The organism is Serratia marcescens, from assembly GCF_001902635.1.
In the GTDB taxonomy this organism is placed as follows: Bacteria; Pseudomonadota; Gammaproteobacteria; order Enterobacterales; family Enterobacteriaceae; genus Serratia; species Serratia marcescens_F.
Genome location: NZ_MJAO01000016.1, coordinates 1 through 17,521, shown reverse-complemented (window position 1 = coordinate 17,521; position 17,521 = coordinate 1). Strand labels below are relative to the sequence as shown.

The following is a 17,521-nucleotide window of genomic DNA, read 5'->3' as shown; positions in this document are numbered from 1 at the left end:
TTTGTCCTGTTTCGTCGGCCGTAGATGGATGTAAATCGATGTTTTCACGCCGCGCAGCATTAGCCGCGCGGTATAAAACAAACGGGCGGCTTTCGCCTCCCGTTGTCTGAATTACTGCTTAGCGCGCTCTTCCAGCATCACGACTGCAGGCAGCGGTTTCCCTTCAACGAACTCCAGGAATGCGCCACCGCCGGTGGAGATGTAGGAAATTTTGTCAGCGATACCGAACAGATCGATGGCTGCCAGAGTGTCGCCGCCGCCAGCGATAGAGAAAGCGTCGCTATCGGCGATCGCGCGGGCGACAATTTCGGTGCCCTTACGGAAGTTAGGGAACTCGAATACGCCAACCGGGCCATTCCACAGAATGGTTTTGGCGTTCTTCAGGATAACGGCCAGACGCTCGGCAGAGACGTCGCCCATATCCAGAATTTGCTCGTTGTCCTGGATCTCGTTGGCCTGCTTCACGGTCGCGGTCGCGGTTTCGGAGAACTCGGTCGCGACACGCACGTCGGTCGGAACCGGGATGTCGCAGGTTTCCAGCAGTTTCTGCGCGTTCGGGATCAGGTCAGGTTCGTACAGGGACTGGCCCACGTTGTTGCCCTGCGCCGCTACGAAGGTGTTGGCGATGCCGCCACCGACGATCAGCTGATCGGCGATTTTGGACAGGGAATCCAGCACGGTCAGTTTGGTGGACACTTTAGAACCGCCCACGATGGCGACCATCGGACGGGCCGGGTTGCCCAAGGCCTTGCCCAGCGCTTCCAGCTCGGCGGACAGCAGCGGGCCGGCACAGGCGACAGGCGCGAACTTGCCCACGCCGTGGGTGGAAGCCTGCGCGCGGTGCGCGGTGCCGAACGCGTCCATCACGTACACGTCGCACAGCGCCGCGTATTTCTTGGACAGGGTTTCGTCGTCTTTCTTCTCGCCCTTGTTGAAACGGACGTTTTCCAGCACCACCAGTTCGCCTTCGGCGACGTCGACGCCATCCAGATAGTCCTTCGCCAGACGCACTGGGGATTTCAGATGATCTTTCAGGTAGTTGACGACAGGCAGCAGAGAGAATTCTTCGTTGTACTCGCCTTCAGTAGGGCGACCCAGGTGGGAGGTTACCATCACGCGGGCGCCTTGCTTCAGCGCAGCTTCGATAGTCGGCAGGGAAGCGCGGATACGCGCGTCGGAAGTCACTTTACCGTCTTTTACCGGCACGTTCAGATCGGAGCGGATCAGTACGCGTTTACCCGCCAGATCCAGATCGGTCATCTTAATTACAGACATGGTGAACCCTCTTTATTGAATCTCTATAAAATTGCCTGAGCAGCGCGCCAGCCGCGCCGGCGCCGCCGTACTAGAAACCGCTGGCGGCCATTGCCCGTGTTGTATCCAACATCCGATTGGCAAAGCCCCATTCATTGTCGCACCAGACCAAGGTCTTTATCAGGTGCTGCCCGCTGACCCGGGTTTGCGTACCGTCGACGATAGCGCTGTGCGGGTCATGGTTAAAATCGATCGAGACCAATGGTAATTCCGTGTAGTCAACTATACCACGAAATGATTCCCGTGCGGCCTTTTGCAACAACTGGTTGACCTCCGCTACCTTCACCGCGGCGCTGACGCTGACGCTGAGATCGATAGCCGTCACGTTGATGGTCGGCACGCGCACCGAGATCGCCTCGAAGCGATCGCAAAACTGCGGGAAAATGCGGGTGATGCCCGCGGCCAGCTTGGTGTCGACCGGAATGATCGACTGGCTCGCCGCGCGGGTACGCCGCAAATCCGCGTGATACGCGTCGATCACCGGCTGATCGTTCATCGCCGAGTGAATGGTGGTCACGGTGCCGGATTCGATGCTGTAGGCGTCGTCCAGCAGCTTGATCACCGGAATAATGCAGTTGGTGGTGCACGAGGCGTTGGAAACGATGCGATGCTCCGCCAGCAGCGTCTGATGATTGACGCCGAACACGATGGTGGCGTCCAGATCGTTGCCGCCCGGATGGGCGAACAGCACTTTCTTCGCCCCCGCCGCCAGATGGGCTTCGCCATCCGCCCGGCTGCCGTACACGCCGCTGCAATCCAGCACCACGTCGACGCCCAGTTCGCCCCAGGGCAACTGCTCCACCGCCGGCTGATGCAACAGACGAATCGCGTCGTCCCCGACGTTCAGCGTGTCGCATTCCTGCCGTACATCCCAGGCGAAGCGGCCGTGGCTGGAGTCGTACTTCAGCAGATGGGCCATGCCCTCGGCGTTCGCCAACTCGTTGATCGCCACCACGGAGATTTCCGCCCGTCGTCCCGATTCGTACAGTGCGCGCAATACGCTGCGGCCGATGCGGCCAAAGCCGTTTATCGCTATGCGGATGGTCATGCTGCTCCTGAAAAAGGGCCGTCCCCGCCGGGCTGACTCACCGGCGCCGGGCCGGCGCTGACTGGTTGTCTCACTAACCCGCATAGAGTAGTGGATCGCACCGCCCGCTGTGAATCGCCGCGTTTGCATTATTCCCGCGCTTCAGCGGCTTTTCGCCGCCGTCACATCGGCATTTCTGTCGAAGAGTATCTCAACTGAAACGCTTCAGCTGAGCATAAACCAAAGTTTTGCCAAAAGGAACAGGTGCAACAGTTCCACAAGTAACGGAGAGGAGTTTTACGAGCATAAGATGATCTGGCGCACATTTTTGACCTTAAGGCCGCGACGGATTTTCACTCGCCGACCCCGTTTCGCCATAGTGCTCACGGAAATAGTCGCGCAAAAATTCGACCGTCACCCGCACTTTCGCCGACGTTGCCAGCCGGGAAACGTACACCGCCCAGATGTTGGCCGGCTGATAATACTCCGGCAGGATGTGCACCAACCGGCCGCTGTCGATGTTCTCTTTCACGTCCCAGGCGGAACGCAGTGCAACGCCCTGCCCGTCCAGGCACCACTGATGCACAATTTCGCCGTGGTTCGACGCCAGCGCCCCCGTCACCTTCACCGTCTCTTCGCCGCCCGGCCCCTGCAGCCGCCACAGCCCGAACGGGTGATCGCGCTCCTTGATCACCAGGCAAGCGCGGCCCGCCAGCTCCGCCGGGCTTTTCGGCACGCCGTGGCGCTGTAAATACGCCGGCGAAGCGCACAGGATGCGCTGGTTGTCCGCCAGTTTGCGCGCGATCAGATTGGGGGCGATGTCGTCGCCGATGCGGATATCCAGATCGAAGCCTTCGCTGACCAGATCCACCAGCCGATCGGAAACGTCGAGCCGCAGCTCCAACTGCGGATACTCCCGCGCCAGCGCCGACAGCGCCGGGGCCACGAAGCGTCGGCCGAAACCGAAGCTGCTGACTACGCGCAGCATGCCCTGCGGCGCCTGACGCACTTCGGACAGTTCATCCATCATCTGATCGACGTCATTCAGAATGCGCTGCGCCCATTCGTAGATCCGCTCGCCGTCTTCGGTGATCGCCACCCGCCGCGTGGTGCGGTGCAGCAACGACACGTCCAACGCCTTTTCCAGCAACGCTATGCGCTTGCTGATAAAGGCCGGCGAAACGCCCAGCTCTTCGGCGGCGGCGGCGAACCCGGCGCGGCGCGCCACCAGCACGAACACCCGCAGGTCACTCAGGATCGGCATATTGTTCATGATTCGTGTTTTATGTTTCACCGTTTTCGCGATTGATTAACAGTTAGTCAATTATAGGATAACAGTGTTGTCAATCTCCCCTACCTACAAATGAGACCTCTGTATGAGCAAAACTTACAAGATTGCCGCTATCCCCGGGGACGGTATCGGGCGGGAAGTGTTGCCGGAAGGCATACGGGTATTGCAGGCGGCGGCGGCGCGCTGGGATCTGTCGCTGGAATTCGACACCTTCGAGTGGGCCAGCTGCGACTACTACCAGCACCACGGCCAGATGATGCCGGGCGACTGGTTTGAGCAGCTCAAGGGCTTCGACGCCATCTACTTCGGCGCCGTCGGCTGGCCGGATACGGTGCCCGATCACATTTCACTGTGGGGTTCGCTGCTGAAATTCCGCCGCGACTTCGAGCAGTACGTCAACCTGCGCCCGGTGCGGCTGTTCCCCGGCGTGCCCTGCCCGCTGGCGAACAAGCAGCCGGGCGACATCGATTTCTACGTGGTGCGCGAAAATACCGAAGGGGAATACTCCTCGCTCGGCGGGCGGATGTTCGAAGGCACCGAGCGCGAGATGGTGATTCAGGAATCGGTCTTCACTCGTCAAGGCGTGGACCGCATTCTGAAATACGCCTTTGAACTGGCGCAGCAGCGCCCGCGCAAACGCCTGACCGCCGCCACCAAGTCCAACGGCATGGCCATCAGCATGCCGTACTGGGATGAGCGCGTAGCGGAGATGGCACGCCAGTACCCCGACATCGGCTGGGACAAACAGCACATCGATATTCTATGCGCGCGCTTCGTGCTTAATCCCGAACGCTTCGACGTGGTGGTGGCCTCCAACCTGTTCGGCGATATTTTGTCGGATCTCGGGCCGGCCTGCACCGGCACCATCGGCATCGCGCCATCGGCCAACCTGAACCCGGAGCGCAACTTCCCGTCGCTGTTCGAACCGGTGCACGGCTCGGCGCCGGACATTTTCGGCAAGAACATCGCCAACCCGATCGCCATGATCTGGAGCGGCGCGATGATGCTGGACTTCCTCGGCGACGGCGATATCCGCTACCGCCAGGCGCACGACGGCATCCTGCAAGCGATCGAGCGCATCATCGCCGACGGGCCGCGCACGCCGGACATGCGCGGCGACGCGTCTACTCAGCAAGTCGGCCAGGCGATCGCCGCCCTGCTGCAACGCTGAAACCACGCTGTTTCCCCCGCAGGGCGCCTTCCGGCGCCCTGCTTTGCCGCACCTGTTTTTCCTGCTCGATCACTGCCGCAAATCCGCTGAAAACCACCGCAGAAAGCACGCCAATACCCCGGTCAAGATCACAACAAATTGTTTACATACTGTGTTTTATCCTTTTACAGATGCCCCAATTGTGGCCCTCCTGTAATTTGTGCACACTCGAAAATGTTAATGAAGAGTAAATATTCCCGGCAACGTCCTGCCGGGGCGTTTACTCCTCGCGGTGTAACAAAACAAAGGGTTCAAACCAATAAGGCCCGGGCGCCCCCTACGCTTCGCGCACCGGCCCACCACCGATAACAGGAGTTCACTCCCATGCAGAGCAACCCTAAAAAGGATGTCACGCTCATCGCCATCAGCCTGTGCAGCATTGCGCTGATCGCCATTTGCCTGATGCTCTTTCCGGCTAAATCCGCGCTTATCGCCAACACCATTTTCAACGGCGTCACCCGGCTGTTCGGTTCAACCATCCAAATTCTGGTGCTGATCGCCCTGCTGGTGGTGTTGTATCTGGCGTTGAGCAAATACGGCAACATCCGCCTCGGCGAAGGCAAACCGCAATACTCCACGCTGGCCTGGCTGTTCATGTTCATCTGCGCCGGCCTGGGCTCGTCCACCCTGTACTGGGGGGTGATGGAATGGGCGTATTATTACCAGACGCCGGGGCTGAACATCGCGCCGCGCACCCCGAAGGCGCTGGAATACAGCATCAGCTACTCCTTCTTCCACTGGGGGCTGAGCGCCTGGGCGACCTACGCCCTCGCCTCGCTGATCATGGCCTACCACTTCCACGTGCGTAAGAACAAAGGGCTCAGCCTGTCGGGGATCATTTCCGCCATCACCGGCGTGCGCGCCAACGGCCCGGTCGGGCGGGCGGTGGATCTGATCTTCCTGGTCGCCACCGTCGGCGCGCTCACCATCTCGCTGGTGCTGACCGCCTCCACCTTTACCCGCGGGCTGACGGCGCTGACCGGTATCCCGGACAACTTCGCGGTGCAGGCGACGGTGATCCTGCTGGCGGCGGTGATCTTCTGCCTCAGCTCCTACATCGGCATCGACGGCGGCATGCAGCGCTTGAGCAAAATGGTCGGCTGGGGCGCGTTCGCCTTCGCCGGGCTGGTGCTGCTGGTCGGCCCGACCGAGTTCACCATCAACAACACCATCAACGCCATCGGCCTGACGGCGCAGAACTTCCTGCAGATGAGCCTGTTCACCGATCCGATGGGCGACGGCAGCTTCAGCCGCAGTTGGACCGTGTTCTACTGGCTGTGGTGGATCTCCTATACCCCCGGCGTGGCGATGTTCGTGACCCGCGTCTCGCGCGGCCGCAAGATTAAAGAGGTGATCTGGGCGCTGTTGCTCGGCAGCACCCTCGGCTGCTGGTTCTTCTTCGGCTCGCTGGAAAGCTACGCCATGCACCAGTTCATCAGCGGGCAGCTCAACGTGCCGGAGATCCTCAGCAACCAGGGCGGCGAAACCGCCGTGCAGATGCTGCTGACGGCGCTGCCGCTCGGCAAACTGTTCCTGGCCGCCTATCTGTTCATCATGATCATTTTCCTGGCCTCGCACATGGACGCGGTGGCCTACACCATGGCCGCCACCAGCACCCGCAACCTGCAGGAAGGGCAAGATCCCAGCCCGATGCTGCGCTTGTTCTGGTGTGTAGTGATCACCCTGATCCCGCTTTCTATTCTGTTTACCGGCGCTTCGCTGGACACCATGAAAACCACGGTGATCCTGACCGCGCTGCCGTTCCTGCTGGTGCTGCTGGTGAAAACCTACGGCTTCGCCCGCTGGCTGAAGCAGGACTACGCGGCCATCCCGGCGCACCTGATCGAAAACAGCGCGCCGGCGCAGCCCGACGCACCGCCACCCGCCGACGTCTCCGCTTCATCGTCGTATCAACCGCGCCCTATGGCGAAATGACTATAAGAAAAGAGGAAGGTTAACTTATGAGCACTCTGATCCCTGAATTTACCTTACCGAAAGATTTCTGCGCCGACGCCCGCGAGGCTTACACCATTCCAGCCCGGTTCTATACCCACCAGGCGGCGTTCGATCACGAAAAAGAGCAGGTGTTCGCCACCAGTTGGATCTGCGTGGCACACCGCAGCGAGCTCGCCGAACCGAACGACTACATCACCCGCGAGATCATCGGTGAAAACATTCTGGTGGTGCGTGGCCGCGACAAGGTGCTGCGTGCCTTTTACAACGTCTGCCCGCACCGCGGCCACCAGCTGCTGGCGGGCGATGGCCGGGCGAAAAACGTCATCACCTGCCCTTATCACGCCTGGGCGTTCAAGCTGGACGGCGAACTGGCGCACGCGCGCAACTGTGAAAACGTGCAAAACTTCGATAAAGAAAACTCGCACCTGATGCCGGTGCGGGTCGAAGAGTACGCCGGGTTTATCTACGTCAATCTGGATCCGCAGGCCGGTACGGTGGAAGACCAGCTGCCGGGCCTCGGCGCCAAAGTGCGCGAAGCCTGCCCGCAGGTCGACGATCTCAAGCTGGCGGCGCGCTTCGTCACCCGCACCCCGGCCAATTGGAAGAACATCGTCGATAACTACCTCGAGTGCTACCACTGCGGCCCGGCACACCCCGGCTTCGCCGACTCGGTGCAGGTCGATCGCTACTGGCACACCCTGCACGGCAACTGGACGCTGCAGTTCGGCTACGCCCGCCCTTCCGAGCAGTCGTTCAAGTTTGAAGAGGGCAAAGAAGCCAGCTTCCACGGCATCTGGCTGTGGCCGTGCACCATGTTCAACATGCCGCCGCTGGAAGGCATGATGACGGTGATTTACGAGTTCCCGGTCGATGCGGAAACCACCCTGCAGCACTACGACATCTACTTCACCAACGCCGATTTGAGCGACGAGCAGCTCAAGCTGATCGACTGGTACCGCGACGTGTTCCGCCCGGAAGATTTGCGGCTGGTGGAGAGCGTGCAAAAAGGCCTCAAATCGCGCGGCTATCGCGGCCAGGGGCGCATCATGGCCGACGGCGCCGGCAGCGGCGTCAGCGAACACGGCATCGCCCACTTCCACAACCTGCTGGCGCAGGTTTATCAACCCTGATGCGACGGGGCCCACGGGCCCCCTCCCCCTGACTTGTGAGGTTCTTTGTGAATATTTCCGATCGGGCGCTATTCCGCCAACAGGCCTACATCAACGGCCAATGGCGCGATGCCGACAACCAGGAAACCCTGCCGGTGAGCGATCCCGCCACCGGCCAACTCATCGGCAGCGTGCCCAACATGGCGACGGCCGAAACCCAACGGGCGATCGACGCCGCCCAGCAGGCGCTGGAAGGCTGGCGCACGCTGCCGGCACAGCAACGCGCACAGCTGCTGCGCCGCTGGTTCGAACTGATGCTGGAACATCAGCAGGATTTGGCCAGCCTGATGACGCTGGAGCAAGGCAAGCCGCTGGCGGAGTCGCTGGGCGAGATCCGCTACGCAGCCTCCTTTATCGAATGGTTCGCCGAACAGGCCAAGCGCACCAATGGCGACATCATTCCCTCGCCGAGCGGCGATAAACGCCTGATGGTGCTGAAGCAGGGCATCGGCGTGTGCGCGGCGATCACGCCCTGGAACTTCCCGGCGGCGATGATCACCCGCAAGGCCGCGCCGGCGCTGGCGGCCGGCTGCACGCTGGTGGTCAAACCCGCCAACGAAACCCCTTACTCGGCGCTGGCGATGGCCGAGCTGGCCGAGCGCGCCGGCATTCCCGCCGGGGTGTTCAACGTGGTGACCGGCAACTCGCAGGCGATCGGCGCCGAGCTGACCCGCCACCCGCAGGTGCGCAAGCTGAGCTTTACCGGCTCCACGCCGGTGGGCAGGCTGCTGATGCGCCAGAGCTCGGACACCATCAAGAAAGTGTCGCTGGAACTGGGCGGTAATGCGCCATTCATCGTGTTTGACGATGCCGACATCGATGCCGCGGTGGAAGGCGCGCTGATCGCCAAGTACCGCAACGCCGGGCAGACCTGCGTCTGCGTCAACCGGTTCTACGTGCAGCGCGGCGTTTACGCCCAGTTCGCCGAGAAGTTTGTCGCCCGCGTGGCGGCGCTGCAGGTCGGCAACGGCTTCGAACCCGGCGTGCAGATCGGCCCGCTGATCAACCGCAAGGCGCGCGACAAGGTGCTGGAGCTGCTGGATGACGCGCTGAGCAAAGGCGCTCAGGTGCTGACCGGCGCCACGCCGCACGCGCTGGGCGGCAATTTCTTCACGCCGACGGTGCTGGGCGACGTGCAGCCCGGCTCACTGCTGCTGGAAGAGGAGATCTTCGGCCCGGTCGCGCCGCTGGTGGTGTTCGATGACGAAGCCGAAGCGATCCGTCAAGCCAACGACACCATCTACGGGCTGGCCGCCTACTTCTACACCCGCGATGTAGCGCGCATCTGGCGCGTTTCGGAGCGGCTGGAATACGGCATGGTCGGCATCAATACCGGCCTTATCTCCAACGAGGTAGCGCCGTTCGGCGGGGTGAAACAGTCGGGCCTGGGGCGTGAAGGCTCCGAATACGGCATCGAAGACTATCTGGAGCTCAAATACCTGTGCCAGGCGGTATAACTTTTTCATGCGCGGGGACGCCCGCGCTTTGGAGCCAATGAATGACCAGCTATCAGATGCTTGATGTTCGCGTCGTCGACATCGAAACCGTCACCGCGCAGGTCAAGCGCTTTACCCTGGCGGATACGCAAGGCCGGCCACTGCCCGCCTTCAGCGGCGGCAGCCACATCATCGTGCAAATGCAGGACGGCGAGCAACGCTACAGCAATGCCTATTCGCTGCTGAGCTCGCCGTTCGAGCTCGACCGTTACCAGATCGCCGTGCGCCGTGAGTCCCCTTCCAAAGGCGGTTCCGACTTCATGCACGATCGGCTGGCGATCGGCGATGCGCTGACCATCAGTACCCCCAATAACCTGTTCGCGCTGGCGCCGGAGGCGCAGCATCACGTGCTGATCGCCGGCGGCATCGGCATCACGCCGTTTATGGCCCATCTGCACGAGCTGCAGCGCAGCGGCCAGCGTTACCATCTGCACTACTGCTTCCACAGCGAGGAGCACAACGCCTTCCAGCAACAGCTGATGCAGGCACCGTTCGCCGGCAACGTCAGCTGCCATGTCTCCCGCCTTAACGGCCGGTTGGATTTGGCCCGCACGCTGGCCGACGTGGAACCTGGCGCCCATATCTACGTTTGCGGCCCAGCGGCGCTGAACGAAGCGGTTTACCAGACCGCCGCCGAACTGGGTATCGAGCCCGCTCGTTTGCACAGCGAAGCCTTTGCCGCCGAAGATACGGCGGGCGGGGCCTTTACGCTGGTGCTGGCTCGGTCGGGCATTGAGCTCGAAGTGGCGGAAGGCATGACCATCCTGCAGGCGCTGGAAAACAGCAAGGCGGCCAAGGTCGAGTGCCTGTGCCGCGAAGGCATTTGCGGCACCTGCGAAACCCGCATCGTCGAAGGGGAAGCCGATCACCGCGATCAGTATCTCAGCGACGAAGAACGCGCGGCGCAGCAAACCCTGCTGATCTGCTGCTCGCGCGCCAAAGGCAACCGGCTGGTGCTTGATCTGTAAACGGAACGCCCGCGTCTGCGGGCGTCCTGACTAGGCTTTCGGGAATATCCACAGATGCTCGGCCGGCAAAGAAAGCCGGCAAAGCGCCTGATCGCGCGCCTCGTGCCCGTAGGCACGCACCACGAAATCTTCGGCCACGGTACGGAACAGGTATTCCCAGCGATCGCCGAGATACATGCTGGTCAGCAGTGGTAGCTCAAGCTGGTTGCCCTGCGGATCTTCGCCCAACCGCACGCGCTCCACGCGGATCACCGCCGAACCCTCCTGTCCGACCTGCAACCCCGCGCCCGCTTTGCCCCACAGCGCCCAATCCTTGCCTTCGATGCACGCCCGATCGCCCTCCAGCGCGACGATCTTGCCCGGCAACCGGTTGTTGCTGCCCATGAACTCGGCGGTAAACAGCGTGGTGGGCGAACCGTACATCTCCTGCGGCGTGCCCTGCTGTTCGATTTTGCCGTTGTTGAGCAGCAGAATGCGATCGGAGATGGCCATCGCCTCGTTCTGATCGTGAGTCACCATCAACGCCGACAGACCGAGCTTGATAATCAGCTCGCGCAGGAATACCCGCGCCTCTTCGCGCAGCTTGGCGTCGAGGTTGGACAGCGGCTCATCCAGCAGGATCACCGGCGGGTTATAGATCAACGCGCGCCCGATCGCCACGCGCTGCTGCTGGCCGCCGGAGAGTTGGTGCGGATGGCGTTTGGCCAGATGCCCCAACCCGAGCTGGTCCAGCACCGCCTGCACCCGCTGGGTGATTTCCGCCGAGGCGATCTTACGCAGCTTCAGCGGGTAAGCGACGTTCTCAAACACCGTTTTATGCGGCCACAGCGCGTAGGACTGAAACACCAGCCCCAGGTTGCGCTCTTCGGCGGGAATTTCGCTGCGCGCGCTGCCGTTGTACACCGCGCTGTTGCCGATGACGATCCGCCCCTGGCTCGGCTTCTCCAGCCCGGCCACCGCCCGCAACAACGTGGTTTTGCCGCTGCCCGACGGGCCCAGCAGCGAGACCACCTCGCCCCGTTTCAGCTCCATCGACACCCCTTTCAGCACCGGGTTGTCGCCATAGGTCAAATGCAGATTTTCTACTGAAAGTTCAATCATGTAATTTCACTCCAAAGCGCAAGGCGATCCCCAAACCCAGCACCACCAGCAGGATATTGATGAACGACAGCGCGGCGACGATATCGATGGCGCCCGCGGCCCACAGGGAAACCAGCATCGAACCGATGGTTTCCGTGCCTGGAGACAATAGATACACCCCGGTGGAATATTCGCGCTCAAAGATCAGGAACATCAGCAGCCAGGAGCCGATCAGGCCGTAGCGCGACAGCGGAATAGTGACGTGTCGGGTGACCTGACCGCGGCTGGCGCCGGCGCTGCGCGCCGCCTCTTCCAGCTCCGGCCCCACCTGCAGCAACGTGGAGGAGATCAGCCGCAGGCCGTAGGCCATCCATACCACGGTGTACGCCAGCCAGACGCTGAAGATGGTGCTGCGTAACGAACGCAGCCAGACGATCCCGTTCTCGCGCAGCCACTCGGCCATCGGCAGCGCCGACAGCCAGCCCTCCTTGAGTGATTTGTCCAGCCACATCGGCAGGAACAGAAACACCCACAGGAATGCCAGACCGGCCAGCAGCCCCGGCACCGCGCGCGGCACCAGCACGCTGTAGTCGAGGAAGCGCGTCGCGCCGTCCGGCTTGCGGTGCATGGCGATGCCGATAAACAGGTAGCACGCCACCGCCAGCGCCCCGCCGATCACCCCAATCGCCATTGAGTTGACGATGGCGCGTAGCAGGTTGGGCTGCGCCCAGATGGTGCGGAAGGTGTTGATCGACAGTTCGTCCCATATCGACACGCCCACGCCCCAGTTGGAGATAAAGGCGCGCAGCACCACGCCAGCCAGCGGCACGCCGATGGTGATGGTCAACCAAAGCACCACCACCGCGCCGGCCACCCAGCGCCATTTGCCCAGCGGCAGCGCGCGGGCCTGCGAGGCTTTGCCCTTGACGGTGACGAAACGGTTGGCGGTGCGCATCAACCGACGTTGCAGCATCACCAGCGGAATGGTGATGCAGATCAGCACCACCGCCACCGCCGCCATCAGGTGGTAGGACGGCGTGCCCAGCTTGTTGGTCAACTGGTACAGATAGGTCGCCAGTACCAGGTTGCCTTCCGGATCGCCCAGCACCAGCATCAGGCCGAACACTTCCAGCCCGAGGAAGAACAACAACACCCCGGCGTACAGAATAGACGGCCGTACCATCGGCAGACTGACGGCGGTCATCACCTGCAGCGGCGTGGCGCCGGCGGTGCGCGCCGCTTCTTCAACGTCGGAGCCCACGCTGCGCAGCGCCGAGGAGATGTACAGATACGCGTGGGGCACGTGCGTCAATCCGGCGATCACCACGATGCTGGCCATCGAATAGATGTTCCACGGCACGAAGCCCAACAGCGCCTCCGCCCACAGCGAGAAGAAGCCCACCGGCCCCGCCGCCACCACGTAACCGAAGCCCAGCACCATCGGCGACACGAAGATCGGCACCAGAATCAGCGGTTCGATAATCCGCCGCCCCGGCAGATCGGTGCGCACCATCAAGAAAGCCAAAATGCCGCCCAGCGGGATGGCGATGATCACCAGACCAAATGCCAGAATAAAGCCGCTTCTCAGCGCCTTGTAGAAATCCGGATCGGTAAAGATGAACTCGAAGGCCTCCAGGCTGAAGACCTTGGAGGGAGAGAAAAACGGAGCCGAGAGGAAGCTTTGAATGATGATAAACGACAGCGGGATATAGATAACCAGCGCGGTTATCAACACCACCAGACCGCGCGGCAGGCTCTGCCACTTTCTGCGCCATGCTTGCATAAATGCTCCCTATGGTTGTAAACGACGACCAAAGGGCGCGCGCCCCTGCAACAGGCGCGCGTCCGAATGCAGTCCCTGTTATTTCGCCGCGGCGGCGCGCCACTGTTTGATGTAGTCGAGACGTTTGGCCGGCTGCAGATACTCCAGCAGGCTGTCGTCGACCGGGATCGGCTTGAGCGCGTTGCCCAGCCGCTTGGTCATGCCGTCGATGTCGTTCTGGCCTTCGATGTCGTTGCGGATCGAGGGGATATCCGCCTGATTGGCGAGAATATTTTGCCCTTTCTCCGACAGCACGTAGTCGAACCACAGCTTGGCAGCATTGGGGTGGCCGGCCTCTTTGCTGATGAAGCTCACGCGCGACAGCACCAGGGTATAGTCTTTCGGATAGACGATGCCGAGCGACGGATCGCTCTTGGCGCGGGCCTCGGCGTACGAACCGAGGATATTGAAGCCGATCAGGTTTTCACCGGAGGAGACGCGCTCCATCATAGTGCCGGTGGAGGATTGCACCGCCAGCCCGCCTTTGGCCACGTCGGCCAGCGTTTTGAAGTAGTCAGGATCGGCCTTGAAGTCCTGCACCGACAGCATGAAGCCGACGCCGGATTTCTCAATGTCGTACGTGGTGACTTTCTTCTTGAACTTGTCCGTCTGGCCGGCGATCAGCTTAGCCAGCGCCGCGTGCGAATCCGGCACATCCCCTTGCGGGATCAGGCGTTTGTTATAGATAAACACCACCGGCTCGTAAGTGGTGCCGTATACCTTATCTTGCCATACCGCCCATTTCGGCAGCTGAGGCTGCTCGGGGGAGGCGTAGTCCTGTGCATAATCGCCCGCCAGCTTCAGAATGGTATCCATCGACGAGCTCCACACCACGTCGCCGCTGGTGCCGCCGGCCGCCTGCTCGCTGATGAAGCGGTTATACAGTTCGGTGCTGTTCATGTCGTTGTATTCAACCTTGATGCCCGGATACAACGCCTCGAATCCCTGGATCAGCGGTGCCGCCGCCTTGGTGTCGGTGGTCGAGTAAATCACCACCTTGCCTTCTTTCTTCGCACCGTCGACCACTTTCTGATAATCGGCGGGGTAGCCCGCCGGGAAGGCCGCATAGGCGGAAACGGAACCCAGTAAGGTGATTGCAGCCACGGTCGCGCTGATTTTTGTCATCATCATCCATCCCCTGATCACATTTAATAAACCAAAAATTAACATATAGTTAATAACCATGATGAGGCAACGGCATTGCTTTGTTATCTTCCGGTTTTGTGAGGTTGGACATTTTTCAGCCAACAAAAAAGCCCGGCAGAGCGGGCTTCGTGGTAGCACGGCGTGCAGAATCGGCGGATCAGAAAGCGCCTGGCATCGGCCCGAACCACAACCGCTCAGCGGCGTAACTCAGGTTTTTTTTGTCAAAATATTATATGCTGCGCACCGAAAATTTTGCGGGCGCTCGCTGCACCCTGCAATTCTCCATGTCGCAGCCAGGCCGTTTATTTCATGAATACAGGCAGTGCAATACCGTTATGACCAAGAATTTATCCCCGAAAGACATTATCGCCCTGGGCTTTATGACCTTCGCCCTGTTTGTCGGCGCCGGCAATATCATTTTCCCGCCGCTGGTGGGCCTGCAGTCCGGCGAGCATCTATGGTCGGCCGCCCTCGGGTTTATGGTGACCGCCGTCGCCCTGCCGGTGATCGCCGTGATCGCGCTGGCGCGCGTCGGCGGCAGCATCAGCCTGCTGACCGGCCCCATCGGCCGCACCGCCGGCCTGCTGTTGGCGACCGTCTGCTATCTGGCGCTCGGCCCGTTGTTCGCCACGCCGCGTACCGCCAACGTTTCTTTCGCCCTCGGCATCGCGCCCTTCACCGGCGACGGCGCCCTGCCGCAGTTCATCTACAGCCTGCTGTTCTTTACCCTGGCGATGATCGTGTCACTGTACCCCGGCCGGTTGCTCGATAACGTCGGCCATATTCTGGCACCGCTGAAAATTCTGGCGCTGGCCGCGTTGGGCATCGCCGCCCTGGTCTGGCCCGCCGGAGCACCGGTATCCGCCGTCGGCAGCTATCAGGCTTCGGCATTTTCCACCGGCTTTGTGCAGGGCTATCAAACCATGGATACGCTGTCGGCGCTGATGTTCGGATCGATTATCGTCACCGCCGCCCGTTCGCGCGGCGTCAGCGATGCCGGCCTGCTGTTGCGTTATACCCTGTGGGCCAGCCTGATCGCCGGTGTCGGCCTGACGCTGGTCTATATCTGCATGTTCAAGCTCGGCGCCGGCAGCGGCAGCCTGGTTGGCGGCGGCGCTCAGGATGGTGCGGCAATCCTGCACGCCTATGTACAACATACCTTCGGCGACCTGGGCAGCGTCTTTATGGCGGTGCTGATGTTCATCGCCTGCCTGGTGACGGCGGTCGGCATGACCTGCGCCTGCGCGGACTTCTTCTCCCGCTACCTGCCGCTCTCTTACCGCACGCTGGTGGTCATCCTGGCCCTCTTCGCCATGCTGGTTTCCAACATAGGGCTGACCAATCTGATCCGCGTCTCACTGCCGGTGCTGACGGCGATCTACCCACCCTGCATCGCGCTGGTGTTGCTCAGCTTCAGCCAGAACCGCTGGCGCAGCGCCAAACGCGTCTTCGCGCCGGTGATCGCCACCAGCCTGGTGTTTGGCCTCGCCGACGGCCTGAAGGCCTCCAGCTTCAGCGGCCTGCTGCCCGCCTGGTTCGATAAGCTGCCGCTGGCCGAACAGGGTCTGGTCTGGCTGCAGCCTACGCTGCTGGTGCTGTTGCTGGCGGCGGCTTACGACCGCTTGCGCAGCGTCGAAAGCGCCAACGCCGCTTCGTAAGCACGGGTCACGCCCATAAAAAAAGCCGGTCATGATGACCGGCTTTTTTATCGGCTTGCGCCAGGCTGCTTACTTCAGCAGCGCCTGCGCCTTGGCCACCACGTTGTCCACGGTGAAGCCGAACTCGGCGAACAGCTGCTCCGCCGGCGCCGACTCACCGAAGGTGGTCATGCCCACGATGGCGCCGTTCAGGCCCACGTACTTGTACCAGTAGTCCGCGATACCCGCTTCCACCGCCACGCGCGCCGTCACCGCCGCCGGCAGCACCGACTCGCGGTACGCCGCATCCTGCTTGTCGAACGCATCGGTCGACGGCATCGACACCACGCGCACCTTGCGGCCCGCCGTGGTCAGTTTGTCCGCCGCGTCCACCGTGATGCCCACTTCGGAGCCGGTGGCAATCAGGATGACCTCCGGCGTGCCCGCGCAGTCTTTCAGCACGTAGCCGCCGCGGTACACGTTCGCCAGCTGCTCTGCGGTGCGCGGCTGCTGCGTCAGGTTCTGGCGCGAGAACACCAGCGTGGTCGGGCCGTCGTTGCGCTCGATGCCGTACTGCCATGCCACCGCCGATTCCACCTGGTCGCACGGGCGCCAGGTGCTCATGTTCGGGGTCACGCGCAGGCTCGCCAGCTGCTCCACCGGCTGGTGGGTCGGGCCGTCTTCGCCCAGACCGATGGAGTCGTGGGTGTAGACGAACACGTTGCGCAGCTTCATCAGCGCCGCCATACGCACCGCGTTGCGGGCATATTCCACGAACATCAGGAAGGTCGCCGAGTACGGCAGGAAGCCGCCGTGCAGCGCGATGCCGTTGGTGATGGCGGTCATGCCGAACTCGCGCACGCCGTAATGAATGTAGTTGCCCGCCGGGTCAACGTTCAGCGCTTTCGAACCGGACCACATCGTCAGGTTGCTCGGCGCCAGGTCGGCGGAGCCGCCCAGGAACTCCGGCAGCACCTTGCCGAACGCTTCCAGCGCGTTCTGCGATGCCTTGCGGCTGGCGATGTTGGCCGGGTTGGCCTGCAGTTTTTCCACGAACGCTTTGGCGTCGGCTTTCCAGTCGGCCGGCAGCTCGCCGTTCATACGGCGCTTGAACTCGGCAGCCTGCTCCGGGAAGGCCTTGGCGTAGGCGGCGAACTTGTCGTTCCAGGCCGCTTCTTTGGCCTGACCGGCTTCTTTGGCGTCCCACTGGGCGTAGATGTCCTGCGGGATTTCAAAGGCGGCGTATTTCCAGCCCAGCGCTTCGCGGGTGGCGGCCACTTCGGCAGCGCCCAGCGCGGCACCGTGCACGTCGTGGGTGCCGGCCTTGTTCGGCGAACCGAAGCCGATAACGGTCTTGCACATCAGCAGCGACGGCTTGTCGGTCACCTTGCGGGCTTCTTCAATC

The 17,521-nt window shown here is 61.9% G+C and carries 13 protein-coding genes; 6 read left to right on the top strand and 7 right to left on the bottom strand.

Annotated features, from left to right (window positions below; translation table 11 throughout):
• Window positions 1-111: 111 nt before the first annotated feature.
• The 3 genes from pgk to BHU62_RS16335 all read right to left on the bottom strand — a co-directional run bounded on the left by pgk (window position 112) and on the right by BHU62_RS16335 (window position 3,635).
• Entirely contained in the window at window positions 112-1,275 is a 1,164-nt protein-coding gene (pgk, locus tag BHU62_RS16345) for a phosphoglycerate kinase (RefSeq protein WP_025160206.1), read from the bottom strand.
• 70 nt (window positions 1,276-1,345) lie between these two features.
• A complete protein-coding gene (gene epd, locus BHU62_RS16340) occupies window positions 1,346-2,362 on the bottom strand; it encodes an erythrose-4-phosphate dehydrogenase (RefSeq protein ID WP_016930032.1) in 1,017 nt (338 codons plus the stop codon).
• Between the two features lie 313 nt (window positions 2,363-2,675).
• Window positions 2,676-3,635, bottom strand: a complete 960-nt coding sequence (locus tag BHU62_RS16335) for a LysR substrate-binding domain-containing protein (protein ID WP_321970035.1) — start codon at window positions 3,633-3,635, stop codon at window positions 2,676-2,678.
• Window positions 3,636-3,717: 82 nt separating this feature from the next.
• Here BHU62_RS16335 and BHU62_RS16330 point away from each other — a divergent pair, with 82 nt between their 5' ends.
• The 5 genes from BHU62_RS16330 to BHU62_RS16310 all read left to right on the top strand — a co-directional run bounded on the left by BHU62_RS16330 (window position 3,718) and on the right by BHU62_RS16310 (window position 10,431).
• Window positions 3,718-4,803 carry a tartrate dehydrogenase gene (locus BHU62_RS16330; RefSeq protein WP_073532941.1) on the top strand — a complete coding sequence of 362 codons (1,086 nt, stop codon included), beginning with the start codon at window positions 3,718-3,720 and terminating at the stop codon, window positions 4,801-4,803.
• Between the two features lie 363 nt (window positions 4,804-5,166).
• Window positions 5,167-6,777, top strand: coding sequence for a BCCT family transporter (locus tag BHU62_RS16325; protein WP_073532940.1), 1,611 nt, complete (start codon window positions 5,167-5,169; stop codon window positions 6,775-6,777).
• Between the two features lie 26 nt (window positions 6,778-6,803).
• A complete protein-coding gene (locus BHU62_RS16320) occupies window positions 6,804-7,928 on the top strand; it encodes an aromatic ring-hydroxylating oxygenase subunit alpha (protein ID WP_073532939.1) in 1,125 nt (374 codons plus the stop codon).
• Between the two features lie 47 nt (window positions 7,929-7,975).
• A complete protein-coding gene (locus BHU62_RS16315) occupies window positions 7,976-9,424 on the top strand; it encodes an NAD-dependent succinate-semialdehyde dehydrogenase (RefSeq protein ID WP_073532938.1) in 1,449 nt (482 codons plus the stop codon).
• Between the two features lie 41 nt (window positions 9,425-9,465).
• On the top strand, window positions 9,466-10,431 hold the full coding sequence (locus tag BHU62_RS16310) for a PDR/VanB family oxidoreductase (protein WP_073532937.1): 966 nt from the start codon (window positions 9,466-9,468) through the stop codon (window positions 10,429-10,431).
• 30 nt (window positions 10,432-10,461) lie between these two features.
• On the opposite strand, the gene BHU62_RS16305 is transcribed toward BHU62_RS16310, so the two are convergent.
• The 3 genes from BHU62_RS16305 to BHU62_RS16295 all read right to left on the bottom strand — a co-directional run bounded on the left by BHU62_RS16305 (window position 10,462) and on the right by BHU62_RS16295 (window position 14,461).
• A complete protein-coding gene (locus tag BHU62_RS16305) occupies window positions 10,462-11,532 on the bottom strand; it encodes an ABC transporter ATP-binding protein (RefSeq protein ID WP_073532936.1) in 1,071 nt (356 codons plus the stop codon).
• Window positions 11,525-13,294: an ABC transporter permease gene (locus tag BHU62_RS16300; protein WP_073532935.1), complete on the bottom strand. Its 1,770-nt coding sequence runs from the start codon at window positions 13,292-13,294 to the stop codon at window positions 11,525-11,527. The genes BHU62_RS16305 and BHU62_RS16300 overlap by 8 nt, the downstream gene beginning before the upstream one ends.
• A 78-nt stretch (window positions 13,295-13,372) precedes the next feature.
• Window positions 13,373-14,461: an ABC transporter substrate-binding protein gene (locus BHU62_RS16295; RefSeq protein WP_073533034.1), complete on the bottom strand. Its 1,089-nt coding sequence runs from the start codon at window positions 14,459-14,461 to the stop codon at window positions 13,373-13,375.
• A gap of 353 nt (window positions 14,462-14,814) precedes the next feature.
• On the opposite strand from BHU62_RS16295, the gene brnQ reads away from it, so the two are divergent.
• A complete protein-coding gene (gene brnQ, locus BHU62_RS16290) occupies window positions 14,815-16,137 on the top strand; it encodes a branched-chain amino acid transport system II carrier protein (protein WP_073533033.1) in 1,323 nt (440 codons plus the stop codon).
• A 69-nt stretch (window positions 16,138-16,206) separates the two neighbouring features.
• Here the strand turns inward: brnQ and BHU62_RS16285 are convergent.
• Window positions 16,207-17,521, bottom strand: a 1,315-nt coding sequence (locus tag BHU62_RS16285; protein ID WP_073532934.1) for a transketolase family protein, incomplete at its 5' end; no start/stop codon positions are given.